Here is a 26,571-nt window from a genome sequence, read left to right as displayed (position 1 = left end):
AACTAATCCTTACCTAACATTCTGATTCCAGACAAAACAAACAAGAACATCACAACGGCTGAGATGAGCGTGGCGTTATCGAGTAGGGCAGAGAGCACGCCCGATTTGAAAGAGCGTTCAGCGTGGTTAACGTTTAGATTTAAGGAGTGCTCTTTATAGGTGCCGTTATTGAAAGAGCTGGTATCGATAGAGAATAACGCTTTGAACTTCTCGAATTCATCGGTCATTTCTTGTTTGATTTCTATGACTTCGTTTTGAACTTGAGCGATATCAGTTGGAGTGACAATAAACCCTTCACCATTAAAAATAGAGCTAGGCTCAACGAAGTTATTGTTGTTAGTGATGCCGTTGATTAGTTCGTCAATCTTACCTTCAACCCCAGACATATCAGTCGTTTCAAGGCCGTCGATTTTGTCTGATAGGCCAGAAATACTGGACTCAACTCCAGATAAATCAGGAGAGCCCAAGGAATCTATTTTTGAATTAACATCTTCAAATTCGTAGTAAAGGCCGTCAATCATAGCGTTGTTGCTTGAAACCTTTTCTTCGATATTTGAAAGGCGGGCAACATCAGAGGACATGGCCTTTAAGAGTTTATTGTTAAGGTTTGCTTTTGCTGCGTTTCTTAGTTGAGTTTTTTGTTGGTCAGTAAGGCCACCGCCAGAAACCTCCAAAGCTTGAATTTTACTAACTAAATCACGATTCAAAGTGACCATCAAATCACGCTCGGTTTCCTGTCCGGCAATGAGTTGGTCATTTTTAGTCATATTGCTCACACTGTTTCGAACAGAGTCTAAGAGCCAATTACTTTGAGCATCAGTGAGAGCACCGCCACCGCCAGCAGGAAAATCAGAAATAGAATGGATTATGGATTGAGTGTTGCGTTTAACAATCGCGACTTCCTCATCTAGATCATCGAACCTATTAAAAGTTTGATTGTAACGGTCGTCCAAACGATTTTTTATATCTTGCCTTGCTGCCCAAACACTGTCTCTAACGGTGTTTTCCAAACCACCTTGAGCAGCAGTCAAAGAATCTATTTTGTGAGCAAAAGATAAGTCGTTAGTCTTTTGAGTATTAATCAACTCGGCAACCGCTTGATTAAAAGCATCTTTAGTTAAGTTCTGTTTACTTAAATCAGAAATGATATGAATTAACTTACTATTGTTAGTATTCAGTTTATTCATAATGTATCGGTAATTGGCGCAGTCCTCAGATTCAACATTACAATTTAGAATTTCTTTAGATTCGGCTAACCAATCGTAGTATTCATCGAGGTTGTCGGGAACGTTGTTACCATCAGCGTCCGTAACCTGGTTGTCATTGCTATAAGGGTTTGGGTCTTCACCGTTTTTAATGCCATCACCATCCCAATCTTCTAAATCATCTTGAACGCCATTTTGGTTAACATCACCCTCAAATGGAAAGAGCTCAGGAACGTCACCTGAATAGCGGTTGATTTGGTCAAAGCTACAAGTAGAGCCCGTATAATAAAACTTGTTAGTCCAGCGTCCCGCCTCAACAGAAATCGAAACGGAACTAGGCTCCATGTTACAAGCAGCGCCAGTAGAACGATCGCCTATACAGTAAGAGCGAGGATTATCACCCCAAACGTAAGAGTCCCACGTTAAGTTTTTTCCGCTTCCCTTAAGTATCTTACAAGAACTAACGCAAACGCCATCAACCTCGACTTCACCCGCGCCGCACTGCAAAGCATGGGAATTGAACGCGACAAGAACTAAAGGAAGTGCGAGGTATTTTTGATATCGTTTCACTGTAAAACCCCAGATAAGAAAACGCCTCCAAACTAGGAGGCATTGATACCCGTATATACGCCATATACGAATGACATAGCCATAACCACCCCAAACAGGACGGTTACGACTTGAGAGACAATGTCTCCCATTAGTTCCCCATAGAGTTCATGATGGCGCGAAGACCAAAGCCAATCGCAGCAAGACCGATGAGACCAACCACAACCAAACCATAGTTAGATTGACCAGTCGTCACAGCTTCGTTGATAGCCGTTGTGATTGCAGTGTTATCAGCGAATGAAGAAGCCGATACAAATGCAGTAGAACCTAGAACCAATAGACGTTTTTTCATGATATTTCCTTTTTTAAGAGTGTGTTACTAAAAGTTGACCCTTAGCCTTTGCCAAGAGTTTTTAAGATTCGTCCTAGCACATGGCCAGAAACGAAAGATAATAAAATCCAACCTGAAACAGCGGTATAGAGTTCACTGTCGATGTTCAAAGACTGAGACGCAGTGACTAAATTGTTGTATTCAGTATCAGTGAGCATTACGAGCTGACAATCAAAGTCAGTTGACGTTCTCAAGTAACCTTGTTGAGTGGTCGTAATGCAGTTCATTGATTAAGCCTTGTTAGCTTTCATAAAGTTATCGAAGTGCTTTTTAATTTCTTCATCGACAGGAACAAGCTTGTTTACCAAGATATCGAGTGGATCATTTGGGTTAGCACCAAAGCTCAGTTCGTATTCGCGGTTAGCAACAAAAGCACGGGTTTGGATAAGCTGACGAGCGTAGGCCACATCAATTTTCAGAGCTTGCTTGTTGTAAGGGATGTCAGTTGAGAAACCGATACCCGTTTGTTGAAACTTCTCGTTATCGACTTCTTCAACAGCACGTAGGACAGACAGCTCCGCGAACTCCATATTAGATTTCGGGAAACGCTTGATAGAGATACCAGTTATTGTAGGCATATTCTTGACTCCAAAATTTCGATTTTCTGTTTAGTGTATTCGTCAGGAATGCCTAACGAGGTTTCAAAGTTTGCGCGTCTATGGTGCGTAGGAATGAGCAATCCGAATGCTTCACCCAAGTCACCCTCAGTCATTGCAACAACTTCAGAAAGTGCTTTACCACATTGGCGGCGAACCCAAGCAATACGAGCAAAGAACTCAAGACCGGCTTTCTTTTTGTTAAGCTCAATCTTCATCGGTTCAGCAGGGTCGATACTTGCTGAGAAGTCACACAGACCAGCAAAGGCCGAAGCAGGCGAGGCGAGTAATGCCAAATCACACTTCTTCAATTCCACTTCATTGCGGTACCAAATTACTTCAGGGTCAGCGATGTTTTGCTCGAACTTCTTGTTGTACACACGCCAGTAAATTGCAGAGGTACGAGAGCCAACAAGAACGGCTTCCTCTGATAATTCACCGGATTGTGAAACGCGCTTATGAGGAACCATTGTCGGACCACGACCACGAGAAGCAGTGCGAAATGCTCCCTCATAAAAACATTTCTCAGCATACTTACAGTCAAAGATTCCGGTGTAGTCATCCACGCAGAGATCTAAACGGGCTAGGCGAGTGATACCCAAAAGTGACAACCACCAATGCACCTTTTTGTGTGTGGTGAAGTCGAACAACTTAGCGCAACCCGTACCATTGATTTGTACGTAGACCGTATCGTTGTTACCACCAACACCCACCAAACCGCATTCCACCGTTCCTGTAGAATCGTAAATCACCATTGAATCTTCATAGCCATGCAAACCACGGCCACGCATAGGAGACAGACGGAAGTTAAAGACTTTAAACATGAACTCATCAAATCTATCGCCTAAAACCTTACGGCACTTGTTACGGTGTAACTCGATTGATTTCTCTATCGCTTCTGGTGAGTTAAAGCGACCTTTAACGCTTTGCTTTTTAAACTCAGGAAACTGCATGTTGATAAAGTCTTGCTCGTTCGAGTTATCCAAGTGTCTAAGCGAACCGTACGAAAACGAAAAGGCTAGGTGATCCACTTGAACCGGACGAATTTCATCATGGAACTTATGAGGCTTTTTAGATGGCATGGAACACACCCTTAACCAAAAGCTCTTGGTAGTTCTCATCGGTGATTTCAACAACCTGAAAAGAAACCATGCCGTAGTGAGCTTCCATGAATTGGAAGAACTCGCGCGGAGTCTTAAAGAAATTATGACCCCAAGGAAAATAGGCGTTGATACCGTGATTGGGTTCGTTGTCGAAGTAGATTGAGTCCATGATTAACGTTCCAAACCGTAGAACGCGCAGAACTGTTCAAGCTCTTGGTCGTTATCAAACGTAAAAGTGAAAGAGTCTTCAGAGTTATAAAGCGGATTCTTATAGCTAACAGTGTGAAAAAGTTCTTCACCAATTGTGCGCTTGCCAAACTCAAGTTCGCTAACAAGGAACTCAAAGCAGATTTCTAGTGGCGAGTTATGAAGAGACACGGATGCGTGTGTAAAATCTGGGTAGCTAGAGAAGCTAACGTGTTCAGATTTCAAAACAGAGCCGTATTGAATAGATTCAATTTGGAACATAGAAGCCACCAGAAGTAGTAAGTACGATGATTTCCGTACAGTAAATACGATAAATCTCGTAGTGGCAATACGATAAAATTCGTGTTTATGAGCTAGAATCGAGCTAGAGGAAACAAACGAGGTTTTCAAAATGTACACAAAGAAACTCATAGATGCTTATAAAGAGCACATGAACTATGTCCAATATAAGCAAGTCGCATCTGATTTAGGTATTAGCACTCAAATGCTAACGGATATTCGAAAAGACCGAGCGTTTTTAAAAGAGAATCAAGTACTTATGCTTGCTGACATTGTTGGTGAGGATAAAGAAAAGGCATTGGTTGGTCTTGCGTTAGATAAAGCAAAAACGTACGAAGCACAGACGCTGTGGAACAGCATTGCAAAAAAGTATAACGGGCTTGGTTTAAGAAGCATTTCAATGGCTTGCGGTGGATTAGCACTGATGGTTGCTACCCCAAATGAAGCCCTAGCTCAGTGCGTATTATGTACGTTATGTTAAATTGCTTTTGGTGTTTATAAGGCAGGTATCTTTATGTGATGCCCTGCCTCTGTTTGTGGTCGATATTCTCTGATTTATACTGTGTATTTAACCATAATGGTTATTTACCATAAAATACCTAATATCCAGTGATAATAATCTTCGATTTTAACCCTGGTATTAGTTAGAGATTAACCGCCAGCGAATTTAACTTTGTAGCCTTTCTTTTCAAGATGCGCTTTGATCTTGTCGCGCGCGTCGCCTTGAATTTCGATGTTGCCATCTTTTACTGAGCCACCACAGCCGCAAACTTTCTTAAGTTCTGCTGCCATGAGTTTTAATGGTGCGTCATCTAGGTCTAAGCCAGTTACGACAGAAACGCCTTTGCCTTTACGGCCTTTGGTTTCTTTTTGGATTCGAACAATCCCATCGCCTTTAGGACGTTGGACTTTCTCTTCTTCAGGCTTAATACGACCTGTTTCTGTTGAATATACTAGGCTCATAATTTACTTCTTTTGTTGCTCTGCTTTTTGTTTTGCGAGTAAGTAAGCTTCTATATGACGTTGGATAGCAGTCTTGCCGCCTTTAATTAGGCGACCGTTAAACATACAATACCACGCATTGGGCTCACCGGTGTCATTCTTGATTTGGTAGCCGTTGAAGTTTTCCGTCGAACCACCAGTTCCTCTCGACTTATTTAACGCAGTGAATTCTTTTGGATCAATAATAGATGCGGTTTCAATCCACCAATCAATACTCTTCTTAACGGCAGCTAGGTTGCCTTGAATAACATTATTTTTTAACTTCGCACGCCAAACTGTGTTAGTGGCATCCGTCGATTGAAGATGGATGCTTCGGTAAATTGAATTAGCCATATCTATTAATCATCTTTTTGTTTTCGCTGCATTAATCATAAGTATACTTTTAATGATATCAAGCATAATATGGCAAAAACACCTGCTAAGGTACGGTAATTTGAGAAAAAAAGTCCCTATTTTATCTGACTCTGTGATAATTAATTCATTTGTTGAAAAATTGAACAGTACTGCGTCAATTGAAATTATAGATGAGTTAACAGGATACCAGTATTCTCGCAATTCACTGTTAGGCATCTACAGTGATTGGAATCGCTACCACGCGTTCTGTCATAAAAACCGTATCAATACGCTCCCTGCATCTGTGACCGCTATCCGTCGTTTCCTAGAAACTGAATCCAATGACAGAAAATATGCATCGCTAAAACGTTACACTGCAACGCTTAGCTTGTTACACACTGTGCTTGGCTTCGCTAATCCTATCAAACATCGACAAGTTCGCTTTACCCTACTTCACTTGCAAGCTCGAATGGCGGGTGATTCAAAACAAACTAACGCTATGACATCTTCACATCTCACTGAGTTGAACACATTGCTCTCGCATGACAAGGCCAACTTAAAAGAGATTCGTGACATCGCTATTTACAATGTGATGTTCGAGTGTGCTCTGAAGCGTTCAGAACTTAAGTTGTTATCGACGAACGACATCGAGAGTACTGATAGCGATTACCAAATCACAATTAAGGATTCTGTGTATGAGCTTTCGCAAGTGGCGAGTTTCGCTCTAGGTCGTTGGCTTTCGTTTATTGGAACGCAAGAGGATTTGCCCGTGTTCCGTGCAATAGATAAGCATGAAAACATCGGGCTTCAACCTTTGGACGATTCGTCTATCTATCGAATTTTACGCAGAGCGAGTGATTTACTTCAGCTTGCAGAAAACCACCATTTCTCAGGTAACTCGATTCGGGTTGGTGCTGCACAAGAGCTTTCGAAACAAGGTCTTAAGGTAAAAGAAATTCAGGATTTTGGTCGTTGGCTCAGCCCTGCTATGCCAGCTCAATATGTGGGTTATTCTGGGACTGCTGAGAATGAGAAAATGAAATTCAAAGCGCTAATACCTTGGCAATAAGCTTTGGTCGTCAGGTCACTAAACTCCTCAAGGAAATTACTAATATCATCATCGGCGTTAAAAATTGGCCTCTAAAAACGAATAATGCCTTGGCGGAAAGCTCAAGGCATTATGTTGTTTGGTTCAGATGAACAAAGATTTGTTAGATGAACTAAGTAAGGCTCGTTCTAACGCAGTTCTCTAGGAACTGGCTGAACTTATGACCATCATGTTCCACCATTTTAGGGAACATAGAAATTGGCGTCATACCTGGGAAGGTGTTTACTTCGTTTAGGTAGATCTCGTTGTCTTGTGTTAAGAAGAAGTCGATACGAGATAGATGACGAAGCTTCATCTGTGTAAAAACTTTACGCGCGCTGTCTGCGATCAAATCACGCTGTTCGTCAGTCAGGTTACTTGCTTCAACTTCAGTGATTGAGTGGCTGTCTGCACTGTACTTCTCTTCATAAGAGTAAAACGCGCCATTCGGTGCAATCACCTCGCCCGGCTTACTAATGTGTAGCTCGCCGTCGATTTCATATGCTGCGACTTCTAGCTCTCTTGGTACTACTGATTTCTCAACAAGTACTTGATCTGAGAAGGTAAATGCTTTGTTGATCGCTTCGCTTAAATCTTCGATTTTGTTGACTTGATAACAACCAACAGAAGAACCTTGACGTGCAGCTTTTACAAACACTTTCCCCCAAGTTTCAAAAGCTTGAGTTGTTTGTGAGTGAGCTTGTTCCGTGTTGTCTGATAAGAACAGGTATGGTGTGTTTGGAATGCCTAGTGCGTCATACCAAAGCTTTGATGTGATTTTATTGAAGCTGTTGTTGCTCGCCTCAGAACCACAGCCTAGGTATGGAATCTTAGCCATTTCGAATAGTGATTGGATATCACCCGTTTCACCTGGGAAACCGTGAATACAAGGTACGATGAAATCGACTTTCGATTCTAGATTGTCGCCACGTAGGGTTTGATCGTTAATATCAAGGTAAACCAATTCACCTGAATCAAGACACCAGCCTTCGTTCTTTATCTCAACTCTCACAACGTTGAAATCGGCAACGCTATTGAGTTGTTCAAAAAGGTAATTGGCTGAAACTAAAGACACTTCATGCTCTGAAGATCCACCGCCGCAAAGTAGAAGAATGTTTGTGGTGTTCATGGGTAAAATCGGTCCTTGAAACTAGGAATACTGACTTCAATGATAAACAAAAGTCGAGATAGGTACAGTGTTTTGATTGTCAAAATTGCGTTCGAAAGATTGAGCGATTAACTATTAAACAAAAAAACGAGTCTTAAAACAAAAGAAGGAGCATTTGCTCCCTCTTTTATGAATCAAAACTTAGTTTAACTTGTTAAGCGTTGGGTATTCAGAGTTCTTGATGTCATCAATACTCTTAACGAACGGCTTCAAGTTTTGGAAAGTGGTTGGCAGTGTTGAAATCGCCTTTTTCGCTTCTAAGCGTGTTGCGTAGTCACCGTAAAGTACTGTGAACCACTTAGTGCCGTTAACCATTTTGTAGTTTTCCCAAACTGGTTGAGAAGTCGTTGGTAGCATTTTCACGAAAGAGTCGACTTTACTTTGGCTGCCAACAGCAACAACTTGAACCGTGTAACCAAAGCGCTGGTTCATGTCCTGTTGTTTCTTCGTCGGACCTGTCACGGTTGCAACTGGTTTAGCCCGAGTTGTTTGAGTGACTTTCTGTTGTACAGGTTCAGTCTTGATAACGTTAACGACGTTCTCTTCAACAACGCCTGTTTGCTCAGATTGAGATACAACTGGAGCTTCAACTTTGGCAGTTTTGTACTCTTCTTGATAACTGTCTGAAGTCACATCCGTGATGTAGTTGTCAGATACACATGCAGCCAAGAGCAGAGGCAAAGTCGCAATTGCAATTTTTTTCATGGAAAGCTCTATGTCCTTAATAATAATTACTATAAATCATGCCGATACGTCGGTTTAGAATCAAGTTAACTTTGAGATTATACACCATTAGTGGGTGACCTATTTCACAAACTTTATGCAGTGTTTGCTTATTCATCTTAATTCGGTGAATTTGCCATCAACCTGTCATCGAAAAGTAAGTTACGATGAACTTACGTGCATTGCTAGGATATGTCTATGAATCATCTTGATCCCCTACTTAAACCCCGCTCTATCGCTGTTGTTGGCGCTTCGCAACGAGAAACGCGCGCGGGTTATATCGTTATGAATAATTTATTGCACGGGGATTTTAAAGGTGCAGTGATGCCGGTTACACCGAAATATGATTCTGTGGCGGGTGTACTCTCTTATAAGAACATTTTGTCACTGCCTATCGTTCCCGATCTTGCCATTTTATGTACCAACGCAACACGCAATATCGCCATTTTTGAAGAGTTGGCCGAGAAAGGCATTGCGTCTGTTATTGTCCTTTCTTCAGACATGCAACAGCTGAGCGATAATGGTGAGACGTTTGATGAAAGATGCCTAGCGATTGCCAAAAAACACAATATTCGCGTGCTCGGTTCAAATAGCTTAGGGGTTATTGTCCCTTGGCTAAACCTAAACGCTTCTTTCTCTCCTGTCACTGCACTTCCCGGAAAAATCGCGTTTGTTTCTCAATCGGCAGCGGTTTGCACTACCATACTTGATTGGGCCAATGACAAAGAGATTGGCTTCTCTGCGTTTATATCAATCGGTAATGGCAGTGACATTGAGTTTTCTGAACTATTGGATTACTTGAGTACCGATTCTCATACCGAAGCAATCTTGCTCTATGTCGATAGCATTACTGATGCGAGGCGTTTTATCTCTGCAGCTCGAGCAGCATCACGTAACCGACGAATCCTCGTGTTAAAAGGCGGCCGCACGGCGAAAGGAAGAGCTGCTGCTATGGCACACACAGGCGGCGCTGACACCCTAGATATTATCTATGACTCCGCAATCCGACGTAGCGGTATGTTGCGAGTAAAGAACTTACATGAGCTATTTGCTGCGGTAGAAACCCTAACTCACTCTGTGCCACTTCGTGGTGAACGTCTTGCCATTGTCACTAACGGCGGTGGCCCAGCAATTATGGCAGTGGATACACTGTTTGATCGTGGTGGTAAATTAGCAGAACTCTCAGATGAGACACTTGATAAGCTCAGCAAGGTGTTACCATCAAGCTGGTCTCACAGCAATCCTATCGACATTGTTGGTGATGCTGGCGATCAGCGTTATATCGATACGATTAATACTCTGCTTGATGGTGACGAAGCCGATGCCATTCTTATCATGCACAGTCCTTCGGCCGTCGCTCATTCAGCTCAAACCGCTGAACGAATCATCGAAGCGATTAAGAAACACCCTCGTCATAAACGATTCAATATCTTAACCAATTGGTCTGGTGAGTTAACCGCAAGGCCTGCGAGAAAGCTGTTTACTGAAGCCGGAATTCCAACCTATCGAACGCCAGAAAGTTCGGTGGTTGCCTTCATGCACTTGGTCGAGTACCGACGTAACCAACGGCAATTAATGGAAACGCCAACCACGGCTGAAAAAGTACACATTGAAGACTTGGCTGATGCGAAAAATTGGATTGAACGCCAACTACTGGATAAAGATACAGTCAGCCTTGATACCCACCAAAACAGCCAGTTTTTCAAACACTTCAACTTGGATGTTCTACCGACTTGGATCGCTTCTGACCCAAGCGAGGCAGTACATATTGCTGAAACGATTGGTTATCCCGTTGCGGTAAAACTCCGTTCTCCAGACATCGCGCATAAGTCAGATGTACAAGGTGTGATGCTCAACTTGAGAAATAGTAGCGAGGTTGCTAATGCTGCTCAAGCGATTCTCGACCGATCGCAATTGTCATTCCCTACTGCTCATATTCATGGTTTGTTGATTCAAGGAATGGCTAAGCTTGCCGGCGGCCAAGAACTTAGAGTGAAAGTAACTACCGATGAAACCTTCGGTCCAATTATCCTTCTTGGTCAAGGAGGCTCTGAATGGGACGAATCGATTGACGCGGCAGCGGCATTTCCACCGCTCAACATGACACTGGCTCGTTACTTGATCATTCGAGCGATAAAGAGTGGCAAGATCCGTTTGCAGAAATTACCTAACCCGATCGATATCGAGGGGCTTTCTGAATTGCTGGTTCGTATATCTCAAATGGTGGTTGATTGCCCTGAAATACACGATTTGGATATCCATCCAGTACTTGCCAATGGAGACAAATTCACTATATTGGATGCCGATATCATATTGAAAGCGTATGAAGGCGATCCCCAGGAGCGACTCGCGATTCGCCCGTATCCCGTCGAGCTTGAAGAGACGATACAGTTGAAAGACGGCACTGAAGTACTGCTGCGCCCTATTCTTCCTGAAGATGAACCGCTTCATGCTGATTTTATCAACCGAGTATCAAAAGAGGACCTCTATAAACGCTTCTTTAGTGATGTCGGTGAGTTCAATCACGAAGCATTAGCGAACTTTACTCAGATCGATTTTGATAGAGAGATTGCTTTTGTTGTGGTGCGTAAGGAACAAGGCGTTCCGGCGATCATCGGCGTATCCCGAGCGTTGATTAACCCAGAGAACAGTGATGCTGAGTTTGCGATACTGATTCGTTCAGATCTGAAAGGTGTTGGCTTAGGTCGTATTCTGATGACTAAAGTTATCGATTACTGCCGTGCGAAACAGACCAAGCAGATGTCTGGAATGACGATGCCAACTAATAGAGGAATGCTGACACTAGCTCAAAAACTCGGTTTTAAGCTAGATATCAGTTTTGAAGATGGCACGGCAGATATGGTGTTACCGTTACTTGAGTGACCACGTCTTTTTAAGGTGTTGAATACACCAAGACTTGGCGTCACCCATTTTGTTACGTCGCCAAGCCATCACTATATCAATCGGCTGCGGTTCGGTACCGGCAATCTGTGTTAAAACACCCGATTCGATCAACGGCTTAGCAACACTACAAGGCAAGGTTCCAATACCTAGTCCAGTCGTTAGCGCTTCTACTTTTGCGGAGAAGCTTGTTACTGTTAACCGCGGCTGCTTCTCTAGAATATTACGACTTAAAGCAGGCTGATCTCGGGCTGTATCCGCAATTGCGATTACCCTGTAACTTTCTCTTGCTGCTTGGTCAAACTCACCAGAACGTTTGTGAACATAGTGGCTTGATGCCGCAACCCAAACCATTTCCATTTTACCAATTACGTCACTTTTCATATCGTTTGGAATCGTGTCGACCTTCGGGCACACCAGTAAATCTGCGCGGCCATCGGTCAGTGATTCCCAACAACCTGCTAGGATCTCTTCTTGCAATCGAACACGTGTCTTGCTGATTTTTCCTAGTTCATCGACAAGTGGAAAGAAGTTGGCAATTGGGATGATGCCATCAAAGGCGATGGTCAAATCCAGCTCCCAACCATTGGCTAGAATGCTCGCCTCGTTTACCAATCTCTCTGTCGCACCAAGAATTACTCTGCCTTGCTCAAGTATCAATTGCCCTGCTTCCGTGAAGTTTGCACGGTGGCCTGAACGGTCAAAAATCATGATATCTAGGTCTTGCTCGAGTTTTTGAATCTGATAGCTAAGTGATGAGGGGGCTCTATCCATTTCATTTGCCGCAGCGGCGAAACTTCCACGTCGATCAATGGCATCTAGGATGTGTAACGCTTCAAGTGTTATTGGGCTATGCATCAGTTTCCTACTTTATAAATGAGAGGTTAATCACAAAAATGGAAGCATTCACCAGATAAATGGAACCATTAAAGGTCTTTTAATACAATGAGTTATACGGTTTAAGCATGCTTTTAATGACAAAAGTACAAATAAATTGAAATGCAAATAATAGTAATTATCATTTAGATCCAATATTATCTTTCGCGAAATCAAGATAATACTATGGAATTAAGGTAACTATCAGATGTATAAGCAATCCCTACTCTCTGCTTCAATCGTTTTAGCGCTTTCATCAACATCAGCCTTTGCTGAAGATTATGCCCTATTTGACGAGGTTGTTGTATCTTCAACTCGTACGAATCAACAACTTGAAGATGTTGCTGCGTCGGTAACTGTGATTAACGATAAAGATATCGAAAAGAACATGGTAACGGATGTAGAAGACTTATTTAAGTACACGCCAGGAGTCACGGTAACTACGAATTCTCGTCAAGGGATTCAAGGTATTAATATCCGAGGCATGGAAGGTAATCGAGTTAAGGTTATCGTTGATGGCGTCTCACAAACTAGCCAGTTCACTCCAAGCGGTACTCAGTCATATAACTTCATCAACTCTTCACGTATTGATGTTGATACGGACATGTTGAAGTCTGTAGAAATTGTTAAGGGTGCGGCATCTTCTTTATACGGTTCAGATGCAATTGGTGGTATCGCTGCGTTCGAAACAAAAGATCCAAGTGACTTCTTGAAAGGTAGAGATTTCGGTGGCCATGCTAAATTCAACTACTCTTCTTCTGATAATACATTTAGTGAGTCTGTTGCCTTAGCTAATCGTATTGGCGATCTTGAAACTCTAGTTGCTTATACTCGCAGAGATGGTGAACAAATTGACAACTTCGGTATACCTGACGAGCAAGAAACTCAGAACAATAATTTGTTGGTTAAGCTTCAATATCAATTGAACGAACAACACCGTTTAGAGTTCACCGGTAACTTCATTGAGAATTCTGGTGATACTGATTTAAATAGTGCAAGTTACACCGACTACACTGGTGAAGACTCAACTAGCCAACAGCAAATTGGTATCAAACATATTTGGGATGCCAACCTAGCGTTTGCTGATCGCGTTACTTGGCAGGCTGACTGGTTGAGTAAAGAAGAAAACGGTATAACGAATCGTACATCTAACGGTGGTATGTTCTTACCGCCAGCAGGTAACGTTCAGAAAAAAGACTATATTTACGAAGATGAAGGTTATCAGTTTGACGTGCAATTCGATAAGTTCTTCATGACGGGTAACGTAGAAAACTACTTTATTTACGGTGCTTCATACTCTGACAAAGATATTAAAAACGTTAATAATGAATATAACTCTATCAGTGCAGACCAAGTTATTTTTTATATCCCAGCCGCATCTGAAAGAAAGTACGGATTCTTTGCACAAAATGAAATGACGATCGGAAATTGGATGATTACTCCGGGCGTTCGCTTTGATGGTTTTGAAACGGATCCAGGTGATACAAGCCAAAACCCAAGTGGTAACCCTGCAGAAGACTATACAAAATACTCTGATTCAGCAATAACGGGACGTCTGGGCACTACTTACACTCTAAACGATGAGAACAAAATCTTCGGTCAAATTAGCCAAGGCTTTAGAGCACCAGATTTCCAAGAACTTTACTATTCATTTGGTAACCCAGCGCACGGCTATCTGAATGCCCCTAACCCAGACTTAGAAGCTGAAGAAAGTATTTCATACGAGCTAGGTTGGCGTCATAACACAAATTATTCATCAAGCGAAATCGCTATCTTCTACAGCGATTATGATAACTTTATTGATAACGTAGCTGTTAGTGGCTCAGCTACTCCTATGGATCCAACAATATATAAGAATGTTAATATTGATGAAGCTGTGATCAAAGGTATCGAGGCTTCAAACACATTGTCTTGGAATAGCTTCATGCCTGTACAAGGTGTGAGTACTCGTGTTGCAGCTACGTACACAGAAGGTGAAGACGGTGAAGGCAATCCTCTTAACAGTGTGAACCCTTGGAACGCAGTAGTTGGATTTAACTATGATGCTCCTTCAGCAATTTGGGGTACATCCCTGAACATTAGTTACACTGCTGGTAAGAAGTCTAGTGATATCAATAGTGTTGGTTTGTCTGATGAAATTTTACCAACTGATTCAGCAACAGTGGTCGACCTAACTGCATACTACTTGCCGATGAAGGATCTTACGCTTAGAGCTGGTCTTTTCAATGTTACGGATGAAGAGTACTACTCGTGGAATGACGTTCGTGGATTCTCGCAAGAAGATAAGGATTACACACAAGCTGGTCGTAACTGGTCTATTACAGCTAAGTACGAATTCTAATTCGTTACAAACCTGAATTGCATGAACTAAAAAGCCAGCTTTGAGCTGGCTTTTTTCTATTTCACTAAAAATTGTATAAAAAAGGTATAAAGTGAAATTACTTCTCTGCCATTTCTTTCTTAACCATTACTGCAGCAGCAACGATGAAAGTGATGATTAGGCCTAGTTCCATGATTAACTCCAAAGAAAATTAACATTAAACATATAATTCGCGTGCATAGTAACACAACGAATACAGAATGATACTTTTTAACCACTAATTTACTTTTTATTCGATTTAGATCAAAAAAGATGCCCTAAAGCATCTTTTTATAAGTTAATCATTCACGAAACGACTAGATTAACTAGGGAAACCATCAGGGTTAGTTGACTGCCAGCGCCATGTATCTTCGGTCATTTCTGTCAGTGTACGTGTCGCGTTCCACCCAAGCTCCTTCTGTGCTTTAGCCGGATCTGCCCAGCATTCTGCGATATCGCCAGGACGACGCTCAACAAGTTTATATGGTATTTCCTTGCCACTCGCTTGTTCAAACGCCTTAACCATGTCTAAAACACTTGAACCATTGCCCGTACCAAGGTTGTAGATATGAAGACCGTCTTTACGCCCTACTTTCTCAAGTGCTGCAATGTGTCCATCAGAAAGATCCATAACGTGGATGTAATCACGAACGCCAGTGCCATCTTTAGTTGGATAATCGCTACCAAATACCGATAAGAATTCACGGCGGCCTACGGCTACTTGAGAAACAAACGGCATTAGGTTGTTTGGAATGCCTTGTGGATCTTCACCTAGCTCACCACTTGGATGTGAACCAACAGGGTTAAAGTAGCGAAGTAGCGTGATGCTCCAGTCTGGATTCGCTTTTTGGAAGTCGCTAAGACACTCTTCAACCATTAACTTACTACGACCGTATGGGTTAGTCGCGCTTGTTGGGAAGTCTTCTGTAATAGGTACACTAGCGGGATCGCCATATACCGTTGCTGATGAGCTGAATACCAGTGTTTTTACACCAGATTCGCGCATCGCATCAACAAGAACCAAAGTGCCGTTCACATTGTTGTCGTAGTATTCAAGAGGCTTCTCAACGGACTCCCCTACAGCCTTTAGGCCTGCAAAGTGGATAACCGCTTCGATATTATGTTGCTTCATTGTTTCAGCTAAAAGTGCCTTATCGCGAATATCGCCTTCAATGAAATTAGGGCGAACACCAGACACCTTCTCGATACGATCAAGAACGCTTGGCTTACTGTTGTACAAGTTATCGAAAAGAACAGGTGTCATGCCTGCGTTAATCATCTGGATACTTGTATGGCTGCCAATGTAGCCCATGCCACCTGTAACTAAAACATTCATGTTTAGTAGACCTTTAATTAAAAATACTCAACCTAACACTTATGATACAACAACTTAGGTGCTGGTCACAAACCTATAGAGTTATTCGCTCTCATCAGAGAACACAAACTGACCTTTCCCTTTATGTTTCGCTTGATACATAGCCTCGTCGGCAAGTTTCAATATCCGATCAATGTCTCGCTCTGCCCCGTCAACCAAGTGAATGCCTAGACTTGCTCCAACATGCAGTGAGCGCTGCTTATAACTCACTTCTTGCTCAATAAGCCCCAACAAGCGTTCAGCTAATTTGGCTAATAAGACCTTGTTTGTCTGTTTAATAATAAGAACAAATTCGTCGCCCGACAAACGAGCCACTAAATCACCCGCTCGTACCTGGGATAAGAGGCGGCTAGAGACATCTTTGAGTATCTCATCGCCTGCATCATGACCATAAGTGTCATTGACGTGCTTGAATCCACCTAGATCTAAGTAGATCACAGCGAAGTGTTGATTTGAATAATGGCTAGACGTGACAACATCATCTAAAAACTTGTACAGTTGCGCCCTATTGGCTAAGCCCGTTAATGCATCGTGATGAGCCAAATGTTCGAGCCTTTCCATCTCTTTGACATTAGATAAGTCAGATAAAGTAAGTACCATATCAAACTCGCCTTTTTTACTGTCAGATAGAACTCGGTTCACTTTGACGAACATCGGAACCACAGTGCCGGATACATTTTTCTCCCACACCTCTCCTTGCCATTGACCATAATTTTCTAATGAGCTTCGAATTGTTGGCATTAACGATGAAAACTGCTGCCACGAGAAGACTTCAAACGGTGTTTGGCCCACCAGCAGATCTGCGTGATAGCCAAGTAGTTGTGTGATTGCTGGGTTAACCATGGTGATCACGTTTGACGAGTTCAGCACGATCAATCCATCTTTACTGTTCTCAAAAACACCGGCCGCAATACGTTGACGGCTCATGGCGTTTTCTATTTCGGTTACGTCTTGTATAGCAAACAACGTATTCCCGTTTTTGGATAACGATCGGCTGCTCATCTGAAGCCACTGTTTGTTTTGAAAGAGATCGGTAGCTTCGATTAACTCATCGTTTAGCTCTATGTGAGAGTCGATGATTCCTTGTAAGAAGCCGGCCTGCTTAGTTTGGATTAACTCTTGAATGGTTAGGTTTTCAAGAAACGCCTCCGTGCATTTGAATATGTCACGCGTGGCCATGTTGGCATGTACAATCACTCCCTTGTTATCGGCAACGAGGAGTGAATGCTGAACTGTTTCGATTACTTCGTTAGCAAAAGCTTTCTCTTCTTGCAGCTTATCAAGCGTAAAATTGATTTGGCTGTCGCGATGCTTTAACCGCTCTTACATGGTGTTGAACGCGCGAACCAATTCGCCTATCTCGTCATTGTTAGATGTAACCAGTCTAGGTTGCTCTGCACGACGTTCAACAAACGCCTGCATTGCTTCGTTAAGTTCGAACATCGGTTCAATGATAAAACGTTGAATGAGCTTAACTAACACACCTCCTAGCACGACCAAAAGCACAAGGTAGATCCCTGCGACTTTAAATATATTGGTGAAGATCTTAGTAAAGGTCTGTTTTGAAATGGTCACACGTAGATTTGCGATGTTTTCATTATCGAGAATCACGGGCACCAACAGATAGATATAGTTCTCTGAAATCGCAAATTGTTGGGAGCCAATATCTTTGCGCTCCTCGGCAGTTGGCCTTGGAAGTTCGATATCGCTGACTTGATAGCTAGCGAATAGCTCGCCTTGCTTATCAAACAGTTTGACTCGAACAATGTCTCCATCAGCTACGAATGCCGATAGAATCTCGTTAGCCGATGTTTTATCTTCAAATAAGATGGCTGCTTGCAAGTTATAAGCAACGCCCTGCGCCAAGACTTTCACTCGTTGTATTAGGTTATCTTTCTCTCGCTCAAAAGTGACAGTGTAATTTAGTGATTGAATCGTAATAAAAGCAATCGAGATAAACAGAATGATCGGCAGAATAAGCTTGTTCTTTATAGATATATTATTGATGAAGGACAACATTATTTACCCTCCACAGTTGAGATGCGTAAAAGGTTTGAGCCGATAATGTAGTTGCCTCTTTTAGCGTTGGTTAAGTTGATCTTAGGCTTGATTTTATTGTTGATGCGAGTGAGTTCTATGACTCCCCCGAGCTCAGTAAAATTTAATGTATCGCTAATGGTAACCATATTGGGCGATACGTCATTACTATTGAGTTCTGTCTCAATCGAACCGTGTTCGACATCAGATAGATAAGTGATGTTACATTCCGTAGAAATAGTTTCTTGAACGTAAATCGGCAATGAGCGAATCGACTTTCCATTTGTAATAGAAATTAAAGTATCGGCGACTTTCTGATTCCCCATCACGCAGAACTGAACAGAGTCCATCGAACTTTCATTGTGCCATTGAATAAAATTGGCAATCCTAAACAGGTAAACCGCTTTAACTTCATAAGGTTTAAAGCCCTCGGCGCTAACAATTGGCGAGAACGTTATTGCAAAAGCCAAACAATAAAAAAGTCGGTTTAGTAACCGTCTAAAACTCATGAGATACCCTTACATAGACAGACTCTTGATTGACACTTTCATCGGAGGTCATTTCAGCCTGATAGCCATTATCTTTACCAATGTTCTCGACGACCAATTCAATTAGAGGAGCAGCTTGTGATTTTTTCCAAGCCAATCGAGCATCAAAGGTCAGCTCATGCGGGTAAGATTGCCATTCATATTGAGTTCCATCTCCAGCGAACCAGTAATCAGGGTAATTCACATTGATGTATTGTCCAATCACATCAAATTGCCAGCTATCAGTAATGTTCCACATCAGCTGCGCCGTCGCTAAGTGCTCATTATCTATGTCATAGTACACGCTATTCTGTGGATTGGACTTAGGATCGTTTCCTTTGCTCTCGCTCTCTAACGTCGAGTAGGCGTAACTAAAATAGCTAGTAATGTCTTTTGTCAACTTTTGTGTAACTTTAGATGCCGTTTCCATTTCAACATCGAGCATCGACAGCTCTTCAAGGCTCATAGAGATGAGCTGATCTAAGGAGTTTTCCTGAGCCATTACACAAGCTGGTGTGGTTAATGCCAATCCTAAGCAAACTGGTCGGGAAATCATGCGCTCACCTAATCTACAAATAAATAGTATTCTTTTTTGATATGCGAACTATATATGAAATGACGTACTAATAAATTATCAATAACAAAACTTTGAATCTGGTCACTGTTTAATTCTGTCATTTATACGAACGTCTTTAGATACCACAACGTAAAGGATTAGCACCAAGTGACAACGAAGATTTTGCTTAATTGCGATATGGGAGAAAGTTTCGGCAACTGGAAGATGGGAGATGATGAATCTGTCATGGAATGGGTCGATATGGCTAACATCGCTTGTGGTTTTCATGCGTCCGATCCTCACGTCATGTCCAAGACCATAAAGCTTGCGCAGCACTACAACACGCAAATTGGAGCTCACCCGGGTTATCAAGATCTTATTGGGTTTGGACGTCGCTCAATCCCCCACACCATGGACGAGATCAGTGAGTTAGTGTGTTATCAGATTGGTGCACTACAAGCCCTTTGTCGTTATCACCATACTACGGTCGGATATGTGAAGCCTCATGGTGCCCTTTACAACGATATGATGGCGAATACAGATGTATTTAATGCCGTTGCTCAAGCCGTGGCCGAATTCAATATTCCGTTGATGATCCTGTCATCGTCTGACAATCAACAGTATCTGGATATTGCTGATGATCATGATTTACCGCTTCTATTTGAAGCCTTCGCCGACAGAGCCTATTTAAACACTGGTCATCTCGCACCACGAACACAAAAAGGCTCGGTGTACGTCAATCAAGACGATATCTACAACCAAGTCATGCAAATCATTAACTATGGCTCTGTCACAACCATTGAGGGCGAACGGCTACCTATTGAAGCTGACACTATTTGTGTTCACGGAGACAACCCTCAATCCATCGTATTAATAAGAAAAATCCGACAAGACCTCAACGCTTTTAATTAATATCAGTGCTTCAATTCATACCAGTGCGACTCTGCTCGTTGGCTAAGAACACTTTGCAAGCTGATACTGCGCTCAACATGGAAGTTGAAATAAATGTATGGAAAGGAAATGACGAAAAATCAGATTGAATTCAATATAGAACCTGTCGCTGAATGCAGCGTTCTCGTTACGCTAATGCCTTCAAAACCTCACTCTAGTGCTATCGATGCGCAGTATATGGCGCATTTTTCCAATGTTATTCGCCAAGACCTAGCGTCAGTCTTAATGAATGTGACACCGGCTTACCACACTATACTGGTTGACTACCTACCTTATAGAATTTCAGAACAGCTGTTTATTACACAGCTAAATTCACTGTTAACTCAGGCCTTGTCTTCATTTACAAATACCACCGATACGGTGAACATTATTGAACTTCCCGCCTATTATTCGCCTGAAACAGCGCTCGATTTAGATAGATATCAAGAGAAAGGATTATCGCTGGACGATATCATTCAACATCACACCTCACAAACATACAGTGTCAGCGCGATAGGATTCATTCCCGGCTTTGCTTTTATGTCGGATGTCGTCAGTGAGCTGGCTTTGCCTCGTCACTCAACGCCACGTCTCAGTGTTCCTAAAGGCAGCATCGCGATTGCAGACTCGAAAACTGCGGTTTACCCATCTGATTCACCAGGTGGTTGGAACATTATTGGTAACTGCCCTTTATCGCTGTTTGACCATAGCCAATTGAGTAAAGCAGATATCACACAAGGTCCATTATCCCTGCTTAATGTCGGCGACAGTGTGCGTTTCAAATCGATATCAAAACATGAGTTTATGGAGATTAGGTCTGCGGAGATTAGTGGAGGTGACGCTCATGGGTAAGTTAAAGGCTAATCCGACCCTCACCGTAATCAAATCCGGACCATTGAGTCTGATTCAAGACTTTGGCCGTTTTGGCGTTGCTCATCTCGGGCTTACACAAGGTGGCCCTGTTGATGACTATTCTTATAGTTGGGCGAATCATTTACTTGGAAACCCAGTCAATCAAGCGGTTTTAGAGATCACACTTGGGCAATGTGCATTAAAAGTCGACTCGGATTGCGAAATGGCGTTGTGCGGCGGCGATCTACAAGCTTCGCTGGATGGAAAGTTATTAGATAATTGGAGTACCTTCCAAGCCTATAAAGGACAAGTTCTCTCATTTGGACTCCCTAAAAATGGCTTGCGAGCGTATCTGGCGATTAAAGGCGGCTTTAACGTTCTCAATACTCTCAATAGCAGCTCGACTGTGACGCGAGAAAAGATTGGAGGCTTGACTCAAGATGGGCAGCCTTGCCAAAAAGACCAAAAGATAAGTTTTACTCAACATGATCTATCTAAACCTTTTAAGGCTCTGAGCGTTACCTTCCGGTATAAACCCAATTACAATTTGCCAGTCAATTTACGCGTGATTGAAGGCTATCAGAGTGAGCTATTCTCGGAGTCCGCAAAAGAGACCTTCTACAACTCTCAATACATCGTTGACCAAAACTCGAATCGAATGGGTTACCGACTTAATGGCGATGTGGTTGAGTCTCCAGATATTTCCTTACTGTCGGAAGGCATTGCGCTTGGGGCGATTCAAATCCCACAAGATGGGCAGCCTATTGTGTTACTCAACGACCGACAAACCATTGGTGGTTACCCGAAGATTGGTTGTGTAGCTAGAATTGACTTGCCGCGATTAGCACAAGCCAAACCTGGGCACGAAATATCGTTTAGTAAAGGCGACCGATTGGGCTTACAAGATGTGTGGTGTCAGTGGGCGCAATTTTTCGGTTATTGATGCACCGTCTCTGTAAATGAATACCAATCGATTAAAAGCACGAACTGAGACGTATACAAAAAAATCCCGCTTACTGTTTCAGCAAGCGGGATTTTGTTTTTGGTGAGCCAGTCATAATTAAAACGCTAGGCAATTTAGCGTAGTTTTAACCGTGATCTTGGCCTGATACCTTAGCAAGCGCATCTGGGTAACCGCGCTCCTTAGTCAAACCTATCGCTCTGTTTTCAATATCATTTAACGTAAGTGACATTGTCACTGAGTGAGTATCTTCAATAGAAACCGCTTCAGTAATATTAAACCATTGTTCCGCCACTTTTTGTGCCGCCTCTAACGTTGAAGACGCTTTAACTACTTCAAGTCGAGCGTAACGGTCTTCACAAAATGAAACGTCAGAAGCCCTTAAGCTAGGGTCAGTTCCAGGAATTTGCTGCGCCCCAAACAGAGGCTTACCACCAACTTGTGCAGAACGAAAACTTGGGATGAACTGAGACATGTGCGTAATAGCAGCGCGAGTTCTTAGCTCAAGTTGCTCTTCGCTCCAACCTGATACGATCTTCTTGAGAAGCTTGGATGGCAGCTGAGGTTGTGATGAATCCATTGATGATGAAACAAGCCCACCCTCAAACAGAGTTATCCCTTCTGTCATACCATGAAGCTGGAATACACCATCAGCATACGGTGTTAGTTGAGCCATGCCTTGCGGTGTGCCTCTAGGGCCATGAAAGATAACTTCGGGCCACTCTTCCTTACACTCTTGCGAGAATGGCCACTCTGTCACGTACGCGGCTTTAAATTCGACTAATCGCTGCTGCTTAGAGCCTACAAAGTCATCAACAATGCCCGTTTCGAAACCACTGGCATTAATCAGATAATCAGTTGTTAGGTTGCAGCTTTGGTTTTCCCTATTGGTGTAAGTCAAAGACCAACCTTCACCTGTCGACTCAACAGACTGTAAACGGCTGTTGGTTAACACGGTGCAATTAGCTTGCTGACCTAGAGACAGTTGAGCCGTGGCAGAGAGTCGGAATACGCTCCAACCATACTCTTGAACCATAGCAACTGGGTATTTCAGCGTGTCTAAATCTGTGTGCTTAGCAAAAGGAATGCACCAATCATCGAGCGACATTGGTTTTAGGGGTTGAGTTCGTTCCGCTATCTCTAACAACTCTTCTTTGCTGTAGAGCTTGTAATACTCTTCAGGGTCACCAAGCACTTGGTTGCTTTTATCTTGTTTAACAAGCTCAGCATAAGCGCTTTTGATTATCTTAAGACGAGGAAGTAGATCCATCGGTTCACCGCCATCACTATGTGGTACAGCGATGATTGTCGGGCGAATATTGATGGTATGAGGGAATAAGCGGACGGTATCAATTGACTGTGTGAGCAATTGAAGACACTGCTCTACAGAAATATCTCGATACAAATTGCCGCCAGCGTGCAGGTGGCAAATTGGTGGACCATTAACCAAACTCGGCCCTTTTTCCAAGATCGTGACCTTAAAACCCAACTCACTAAAGTGAATCGCGCTTGTGGTTCCGGCAATACCACCACCAACAATGGCAATAGAAGGTTGATTTGTATCCGTTTTGTTGTGGTTCATCGTGTTCTGTAGAATAAGATTAACTAACGCTATTCTACTTTTGTTCGGCGACGAATTAAAACACATTTTTATCAAGGTCTTAGCTTGGTGCTAATTAATATCTATGTAAAAAACATAAATAATCTCTTGACTCAATAACTCCATATGAAGTTTTAAAGGTTATTCTAACAGTCAAATTTGTCCTAAGTGACGCCACATAAAGGCTGTCTCAATACTCTTAAAACACAGATGTTAACTTATCCCTAAAGTTATCCACCGTTTTTGTGGATAACTGTTGATAACGTTCTTGCTAAGTTGCGCAAACCCTTTGTTTACAGGGACTAACCGCTGTTCATTAAATCGGCATTATTAAACAATGAGTTTTAATTTATGCTGAAAACCGATGAAATTAGGGTGTGATATCTCTTACTTATGCTACCAGTTGGCGAAATAAAAAACGGCCTATCGCTTGGTTTTATAAATAGCTTGCTACTACCCATAAAATATTCGCGATTAGGCCGTTTCATTCAGTTAATTGACGTTTTTGCGATTAGTTAACCGAAATCCTTGTTTACTGGCGCCAATAAGCGCTTAATCAAGCTGTTTACGACGGCAGCTAATGTCATAAACGTGAGTACAGGTAAAGTAATCCAAAGCATCGGGTGAAGTGATGGTTCTAGCTCAAAACCAAAGTTCATCACTCCTGCAACACTGAGCTCAGAACCCAGCGCTGCAATCGAACCTGCCACAAGCGCCATCAACCCATATTCACACCAAATGGTATTGAGGATGCGCTTCTTACTCGCTCCTAAGGTTCGATACAAGCGAATCTCTTGTTGCCTTTGAGACAAACTAAGACGCAACAGAGTAAAGATAAGCAATAACCCAGCAACGACACCAAGCGCAGCGAGCACCGTGATTGACCAAACAATTTGCTTGAGCAGTTCTTGGATCTTGCTGCCCATCACACGGATATCCATCAAACTCACTGTTGGGTGATTTCGAGAGAGCTCGTTGAGCATTTGGTCGTGTTTATCTTCGAGTCTGAAGCTCACCAACCAAGTTGATGGAATCGAACTCAATACGTCCGGAGTAAAGATGAAGTAGAAGTTTGGCTTCATTTCGCGCCACTCTACTTTTCGGATGCTATTTACCTTGGCTGCAACATTTTGGCTGTTAATCGTGAATGAAAGTTCATCACCAATTTTCAAACCAAGTTGCTCAGCGACATCCGATTCAACAGACACGCCCTGCTCTTGCGTCCAACTGCCTTCAAGCACTTCATTGTACTCAGGTAACTGGTCACCCCATGTGAAGTTGATTTCACGGCTTAATGCGTCAGTTTGTTCAGATGTATCACTGTATTCCGCCGCTTCTATACCGTTGATAGTCGTCAGTCTTCCGCGGATGATTGGGAAGGCTTGAGTACGCTCCACTTCATTTGAGTCGATGGTTGCTAAATAACTGTCTTTCTCGTAGCTCGCAATGTTAAGCGCAAACGCATTCGGTGCGTTCTCTGGTAAGGTTTGTTGCCAATCGGATAGCAGATCACTTCTCACCAACCAGATGATCGACAACAACATCAACGAAAGCGCCAACGAACCGAACTGAATACCAGTTGCTAGCGGAGTACGATTGATTCTACTTAACGCCAAGCGCATTGATGTCGACGTCGGTAACTTGCCGAACAAGCGCAGAACAATCGTGCTGACAGCCGCTAACACCAAGAACAGACATGCAATACCGGCTAGAACAATCCATACCAATAGGTTATCACCGTACATGAGCATCATCGGGATGATAGGTACTAGTAACAACGCGAACTTTTTGTAGCTGTCGTGCGATTGATGGTTTGATTGAATCACGCTGATAGCCGATGTATTAACTAAGCCAATCAATGGGATCCCTAAGGCTGGTACACCAATCAGAATGCTCGATAAAATCGCCAAGATAGCGGGCTCAATGCCATAACTTGGAAGTGGCGATGGCAACAAGTCACCCAGTGGGATTCGAAGCAAAAATTCTAAGCCGATACCAATCGTGATACCTAACACAGCACCAATAACGACCAATAGAGACACCTGAACCGACAGCCACTTAATGATCCACTGCTTGCTTGCGCCCAAACTTTTCAGCATGGCGATGGTTTTACGACGGCTTGCCACATAGTGTTGGCACGTGAGTACCAAAGTGGTCGCCGCCATGATCACAACGATTGCAACGGTTAACGATAAGTATTGAGTCGTGCTTTCGAACATATCATTAGTACGACTTGCTGAATCTTGTGTACGCCAGCGATCACTCGGTGTTAGCTCGATACTGTCTTGTGCCACTTTGAGCTTTGCATCATCACCGTTCAAGAACAGTCTGAAGCTCACACGGCTTCCCGGCTGGATTGCACCCGTCGCATCGATATCGCTTTTGTGTATCAACACGGCGGGCATTTGTTGGAATGGGTTAAAGCTCAAGCCCGGCTCTTGAGTGATGCGCCCTGTTATTGTTAAATCGGCATCGCCAATAGTGACATTGTCACCGACTTCAACTTCAAGCTGTGCAAATATACGTTCATCTAGCCAAAGCTCACCCGGTTCCACGTGATTACTCGACGCATTATTAGCGCCTTCTAGTATCATTTCACCGCGCAGTGGATAGTTACTTTCAACCGCTTTCACCGTTACCAATTGCATTGAGTTGTCACTGAATGCCATGGTGGAGAAACGAGTCAACTCGGAGCTTTCTAGCTGCTCAACTTGAGTGAGGTCGAGCAAAGGTTGTGGAATTGGATTTGCAGAGATAAACACACTATCCGCTGTCAGTGCGTCTTTACCCTGCTTAACAATCACCTGCTCCATACGCTCGGCCAGTGCCGACAATGCGAAAACACAAGCGATGATCAAGGTTAACGCAATGGATACAGGCCACAGCTGGCCATGTCGAATTTCTTCGATGCTCCATGAAAACAGGCGTTTGTTCAGTCCGTTTGATGAATTCAA

The 26,571-nt window shown here is 42.9% G+C and carries 25 protein-coding genes and 1 pseudogene; 7 read left to right on the top strand and 19 right to left on the bottom strand.

Annotated elements, in window-relative coordinates:
- Positions 1-2: 2 nt before the first annotated feature.
- The 7 genes from L0992_17010 to L0992_16980 all read right to left on the bottom strand — a co-directional run bounded on the left by L0992_17010 (position 3) and on the right by L0992_16980 (position 4,312).
- Positions 3-1,775 carry a hypothetical protein gene (locus tag L0992_17010; GenBank protein XGB69742.1) on the bottom strand — a complete coding sequence of 591 codons (1,773 nt, stop codon included), beginning with the start codon at positions 1,773-1,775 and terminating at the stop codon, positions 3-5.
- 130 nt (positions 1,776-1,905) lie between these two features.
- Positions 1,906-2,106, bottom strand: coding sequence for a hypothetical protein (locus L0992_17005; protein XGB69741.1), 201 nt, complete (start codon positions 2,104-2,106; stop codon positions 1,906-1,908).
- 41 nt (positions 2,107-2,147) lie between these two features.
- Positions 2,148-2,372 (bottom strand): hypothetical protein, encoded by a 225-nt coding sequence (locus tag L0992_17000; GenBank protein ID XGB69740.1) that lies wholly within the window; start codon positions 2,370-2,372, stop codon positions 2,148-2,150.
- A 3-nt stretch (positions 2,373-2,375) separates the two neighbouring features.
- A complete protein-coding gene (locus tag L0992_16995) occupies positions 2,376-2,723 on the bottom strand; it encodes a DUF1293 family protein (protein ID XGB69739.1) in 348 nt (115 codons plus the stop codon).
- The gene (locus L0992_16990) at positions 2,711-3,823 is read right to left on the bottom strand and encodes a replication initiation factor domain-containing protein (GenBank protein ID XGB69738.1); all 1,113 of its coding nucleotides are present in this window, start codon (positions 3,821-3,823) and stop codon (positions 2,711-2,713) included. The genes L0992_16995 and L0992_16990 overlap by 13 nt, the downstream gene beginning before the upstream one ends.
- The gene (locus L0992_16985) at positions 3,813-4,013 is read right to left on the bottom strand and encodes a hypothetical protein (protein ID XGB69737.1); all 201 of its coding nucleotides are present in this window, start codon (positions 4,011-4,013) and stop codon (positions 3,813-3,815) included. The genes L0992_16990 and L0992_16985 overlap by 11 nt, the downstream gene beginning before the upstream one ends.
- Before the next feature lie 2 nt (positions 4,014-4,015).
- Positions 4,016-4,312, bottom strand: coding sequence for a hypothetical protein (locus L0992_16980; GenBank protein XGB69736.1), 297 nt, complete (start codon positions 4,310-4,312; stop codon positions 4,016-4,018).
- 130 nt (positions 4,313-4,442) lie between these two features.
- Between L0992_16980 and L0992_16975 the strand changes: the two genes are divergently transcribed.
- Positions 4,443-4,811 carry a DUF3693 domain-containing protein gene (locus L0992_16975; protein XGB69735.1) on the top strand — a complete coding sequence of 123 codons (369 nt, stop codon included), beginning with the start codon at positions 4,443-4,445 and terminating at the stop codon, positions 4,809-4,811.
- 170 nt (positions 4,812-4,981) lie between these two features.
- Here L0992_16975 and yciH read toward each other — a convergent pair whose 3' ends face one another.
- Positions 4,982-5,293: a stress response translation initiation inhibitor YciH gene (yciH, locus tag L0992_16970; GenBank protein XGB69734.1), complete on the bottom strand. Its 312-nt coding sequence runs from the start codon at positions 5,291-5,293 to the stop codon at positions 4,982-4,984.
- Between the two features lie 3 nt (positions 5,294-5,296).
- Positions 5,297-5,665, bottom strand: coding sequence for a DUF3319 domain-containing protein (locus L0992_16965; protein XGB69733.1), 369 nt, complete (start codon positions 5,663-5,665; stop codon positions 5,297-5,299).
- A 100-nt stretch (positions 5,666-5,765) separates the two neighbouring features.
- On the opposite strand from L0992_16965, the gene L0992_16960 reads away from it, so the two are divergent.
- Positions 5,766-6,734 carry a tyrosine-type recombinase/integrase gene (locus tag L0992_16960; GenBank protein ID XGB69732.1) on the top strand — a complete coding sequence of 323 codons (969 nt, stop codon included), beginning with the start codon at positions 5,766-5,768 and terminating at the stop codon, positions 6,732-6,734.
- 151 nt (positions 6,735-6,885) lie between these two features.
- Here L0992_16960 and L0992_16955 read toward each other — a convergent pair whose 3' ends face one another.
- Both L0992_16955 and L0992_16950 read right to left on the bottom strand, forming a co-directional pair.
- Positions 6,886-7,881: a D-alanine--D-alanine ligase gene (locus tag L0992_16955; protein XGB69731.1), complete on the bottom strand. Its 996-nt coding sequence runs from the start codon at positions 7,879-7,881 to the stop codon at positions 6,886-6,888.
- Between the two features lie 180 nt (positions 7,882-8,061).
- Positions 8,062-8,625 carry an SPOR domain-containing protein gene (locus tag L0992_16950; GenBank protein XGB69730.1) on the bottom strand — a complete coding sequence of 188 codons (564 nt, stop codon included), beginning with the start codon at positions 8,623-8,625 and terminating at the stop codon, positions 8,062-8,064.
- Positions 8,626-8,841: 216 nt separating this feature from the next.
- Between L0992_16950 and L0992_16945 the strand changes: the two genes are divergently transcribed.
- Complete coding sequence (locus tag L0992_16945; protein ID XGB69729.1) at positions 8,842-11,526, top strand: bifunctional acetate--CoA ligase family protein/GNAT family N-acetyltransferase; 2,685 nt, start codon at positions 8,842-8,844, stop codon at positions 11,524-11,526.
- On the opposite strand, the gene L0992_16940 is transcribed toward L0992_16945, so the two are convergent.
- Positions 11,515-12,402 carry a LysR family transcriptional regulator gene (locus L0992_16940; protein ID XGB69728.1) on the bottom strand — a complete coding sequence of 296 codons (888 nt, stop codon included), beginning with the start codon at positions 12,400-12,402 and terminating at the stop codon, positions 11,515-11,517. The genes L0992_16945 and L0992_16940 overlap by 12 nt on opposite strands.
- 226 nt (positions 12,403-12,628) lie before the next feature.
- Here L0992_16940 and L0992_16935 point away from each other — a divergent pair, with 226 nt between their 5' ends.
- The gene (locus L0992_16935; GenBank protein XGB69727.1) at positions 12,629-14,761 is read left to right on the top strand and encodes a TonB-dependent hemoglobin/transferrin/lactoferrin family receptor; all 2,133 of its coding nucleotides are present in this window, start codon (positions 12,629-12,631) and stop codon (positions 14,759-14,761) included.
- 340 nt (positions 14,762-15,101) lie between these two features.
- On the opposite strand, the gene galE is transcribed toward L0992_16935, so the two are convergent.
- From galE to L0992_16910, 5 genes and pseudogenes are all read right to left on the bottom strand, one after another.
- The gene (galE, locus tag L0992_16930; protein ID XGB69726.1) at positions 15,102-16,115 is read right to left on the bottom strand and encodes a UDP-glucose 4-epimerase GalE; all 1,014 of its coding nucleotides are present in this window, start codon (positions 16,113-16,115) and stop codon (positions 15,102-15,104) included.
- Positions 16,116-16,196: 81 nt separating this feature from the next.
- Positions 16,197-18,173: pseudogene (locus L0992_16925) on the bottom strand (diguanylate cyclase).
- Positions 18,173-18,700: a YfiR family protein gene (locus L0992_16920; protein ID XGB69725.1), complete on the bottom strand. Its 528-nt coding sequence runs from the start codon at positions 18,698-18,700 to the stop codon at positions 18,173-18,175. The pseudogene L0992_16925 and the gene L0992_16920 overlap by 1 nt, the downstream one beginning before the upstream one ends.
- Positions 18,690-19,274: a hypothetical protein gene (locus L0992_16915; GenBank protein XGB69724.1), complete on the bottom strand. Its 585-nt coding sequence runs from the start codon at positions 19,272-19,274 to the stop codon at positions 18,690-18,692. Before L0992_16915 ends, L0992_16920 begins: the two co-directional genes overlap by 11 nt.
- 102 nt (positions 19,275-19,376) lie before the next feature.
- Positions 19,377-19,562: a hypothetical protein gene (locus L0992_16910; protein ID XGB70427.1), complete on the bottom strand. Its 186-nt coding sequence runs from the start codon at positions 19,560-19,562 to the stop codon at positions 19,377-19,379.
- Here L0992_16910 and L0992_16905 point away from each other — a divergent pair.
- The 3 genes from L0992_16905 (at position 19,473) to L0992_16895 (ending at position 21,999) form a co-directional block, all read left to right on the top strand.
- Entirely contained in the window at positions 19,473-20,186 is a 714-nt protein-coding gene (locus L0992_16905) for a LamB/YcsF family protein (GenBank protein XGB69723.1), read from the top strand. The genes L0992_16910 and L0992_16905 overlap by 90 nt on opposite strands.
- Positions 20,187-20,294: 108 nt before the next feature.
- Positions 20,295-21,056: an allophanate hydrolase subunit 1 gene (locus tag L0992_16900; protein ID XGB69722.1), complete on the top strand. Its 762-nt coding sequence runs from the start codon at positions 20,295-20,297 to the stop codon at positions 21,054-21,056.
- Complete coding sequence (locus L0992_16895; protein ID XGB69721.1) at positions 21,049-21,999, top strand: biotin-dependent carboxyltransferase family protein; 951 nt, start codon at positions 21,049-21,051, stop codon at positions 21,997-21,999. Before L0992_16900 ends, L0992_16895 begins: the two co-directional genes overlap by 8 nt.
- A 145-nt stretch (positions 22,000-22,144) precedes the next feature.
- On the opposite strand, the gene L0992_16890 is transcribed toward L0992_16895, so the two are convergent.
- Positions 22,145-23,599 (bottom strand): FAD-binding oxidoreductase, encoded by a 1,455-nt coding sequence (locus L0992_16890; protein ID XGB69720.1) that lies wholly within the window; start codon positions 23,597-23,599, stop codon positions 22,145-22,147.
- Positions 23,600-24,132: 533 nt separating this feature from the next.
- Complete coding sequence (locus L0992_16885; protein ID XGB69719.1) at positions 24,133-26,571, bottom strand: ABC transporter permease; 2,439 nt, start codon at positions 26,569-26,571, stop codon at positions 24,133-24,135.

The sequence above is a fragment of the Vibrio pomeroyi genome, assembly GCA_041879425.1.
GTDB lineage: Bacteria > Pseudomonadota > Gammaproteobacteria > Enterobacterales > Vibrionaceae > Vibrio > Vibrio pomeroyi_A.
The sequence above is the reverse complement of the archived record's forward strand: the minus strand, read 5'-3'. Positions and strand labels throughout refer to the sequence as shown.

Bases quoted from the DNA above. Each gene is read 5' to 3' on its own strand.
- L0992_16995 (XGB69739.1), bottom strand. From the start codon at position 2,723: ATGCCTACAATAACTGGTATCTCTATCAAGCGTTTCCCGAAATCTAAT.
- L0992_16890 (XGB69720.1), bottom strand. From the start codon at position 23,599: ATGAACCACAACAAAACGGATACAAATCAACCTTCTATTGCCATTGTT.
- L0992_16965 (XGB69733.1), bottom strand. From the start codon at position 5,665: ATGGCTAATTCAATTTACCGAAGCATCCATCTTCAATCGACGGATGCC.
- L0992_16950 (XGB69730.1), bottom strand. From the start codon at position 8,625: ATGAAAAAAATTGCAATTGCGACTTTGCCTCTGCTCTTGGCTGCATGT.
- L0992_16990 (XGB69738.1), bottom strand. From the start codon at position 3,823: ATGCCATCTAAAAAGCCTCATAAGTTCCATGATGAAATTCGTCCGGTT.
- L0992_16920 (XGB69725.1), bottom strand. From the start codon at position 18,700: ATGAGTTTTAGACGGTTACTAAACCGACTTTTTTATTGTTTGGCTTTT.
- L0992_16895 (XGB69721.1), top strand. From the start codon at position 21,049: ATGGGTAAGTTAAAGGCTAATCCGACCCTCACCGTAATCAAATCCGGA.
- L0992_16940 (XGB69728.1), bottom strand. From the start codon at position 12,402: ATGCATAGCCCAATAACACTTGAAGCGTTACACATCCTAGATGCCATT.
- L0992_16910 (XGB70427.1), bottom strand. From the start codon at position 19,562: ATGAAAACCACAAGCGATGTTAGCCATATCGACCCATTCCATGACAGA.
- L0992_16905 (XGB69723.1), top strand. From the start codon at position 19,473: ATGGGAGAAAGTTTCGGCAACTGGAAGATGGGAGATGATGAATCTGTC.
- yciH (XGB69734.1), bottom strand. From the start codon at position 5,293: ATGAGCCTAGTATATTCAACAGAAACAGGTCGTATTAAGCCTGAAGAA.
- L0992_17005 (XGB69741.1), bottom strand. From the start codon at position 2,106: ATGAAAAAACGTCTATTGGTTCTAGGTTCTACTGCATTTGTATCGGCT.
- L0992_17000 (XGB69740.1), bottom strand. From the start codon at position 2,372: ATGAACTGCATTACGACCACTCAACAAGGTTACTTGAGAACGTCAACT.
- L0992_16975 (XGB69735.1), top strand. From the start codon at position 4,443: ATGTACACAAAGAAACTCATAGATGCTTATAAAGAGCACATGAACTAT.
- L0992_16955 (XGB69731.1), bottom strand. From the start codon at position 7,881: ATGAACACCACAAACATTCTTCTACTTTGCGGCGGTGGATCTTCAGAG.
- L0992_16900 (XGB69722.1), top strand. From the start codon at position 20,295: ATGACGAAAAATCAGATTGAATTCAATATAGAACCTGTCGCTGAATGC.
- galE (XGB69726.1), bottom strand. From the start codon at position 16,115: ATGAATGTTTTAGTTACAGGTGGCATGGGCTACATTGGCAGCCATACA.
- L0992_16915 (XGB69724.1), bottom strand. From the start codon at position 19,274: ATGATTTCCCGACCAGTTTGCTTAGGATTGGCATTAACCACACCAGCT.
- L0992_16980 (XGB69736.1), bottom strand. From the start codon at position 4,312: ATGTTCCAAATTGAATCTATTCAATACGGCTCTGTTTTGAAATCTGAA.
- L0992_16945 (XGB69729.1), top strand. From the start codon at position 8,842: ATGAATCATCTTGATCCCCTACTTAAACCCCGCTCTATCGCTGTTGTT.
- L0992_16985 (XGB69737.1), bottom strand. From the start codon at position 4,013: ATGGACTCAATCTACTTCGACAACGAACCCAATCACGGTATCAACGCC.
- L0992_16935 (XGB69727.1), top strand. From the start codon at position 12,629: ATGTATAAGCAATCCCTACTCTCTGCTTCAATCGTTTTAGCGCTTTCA.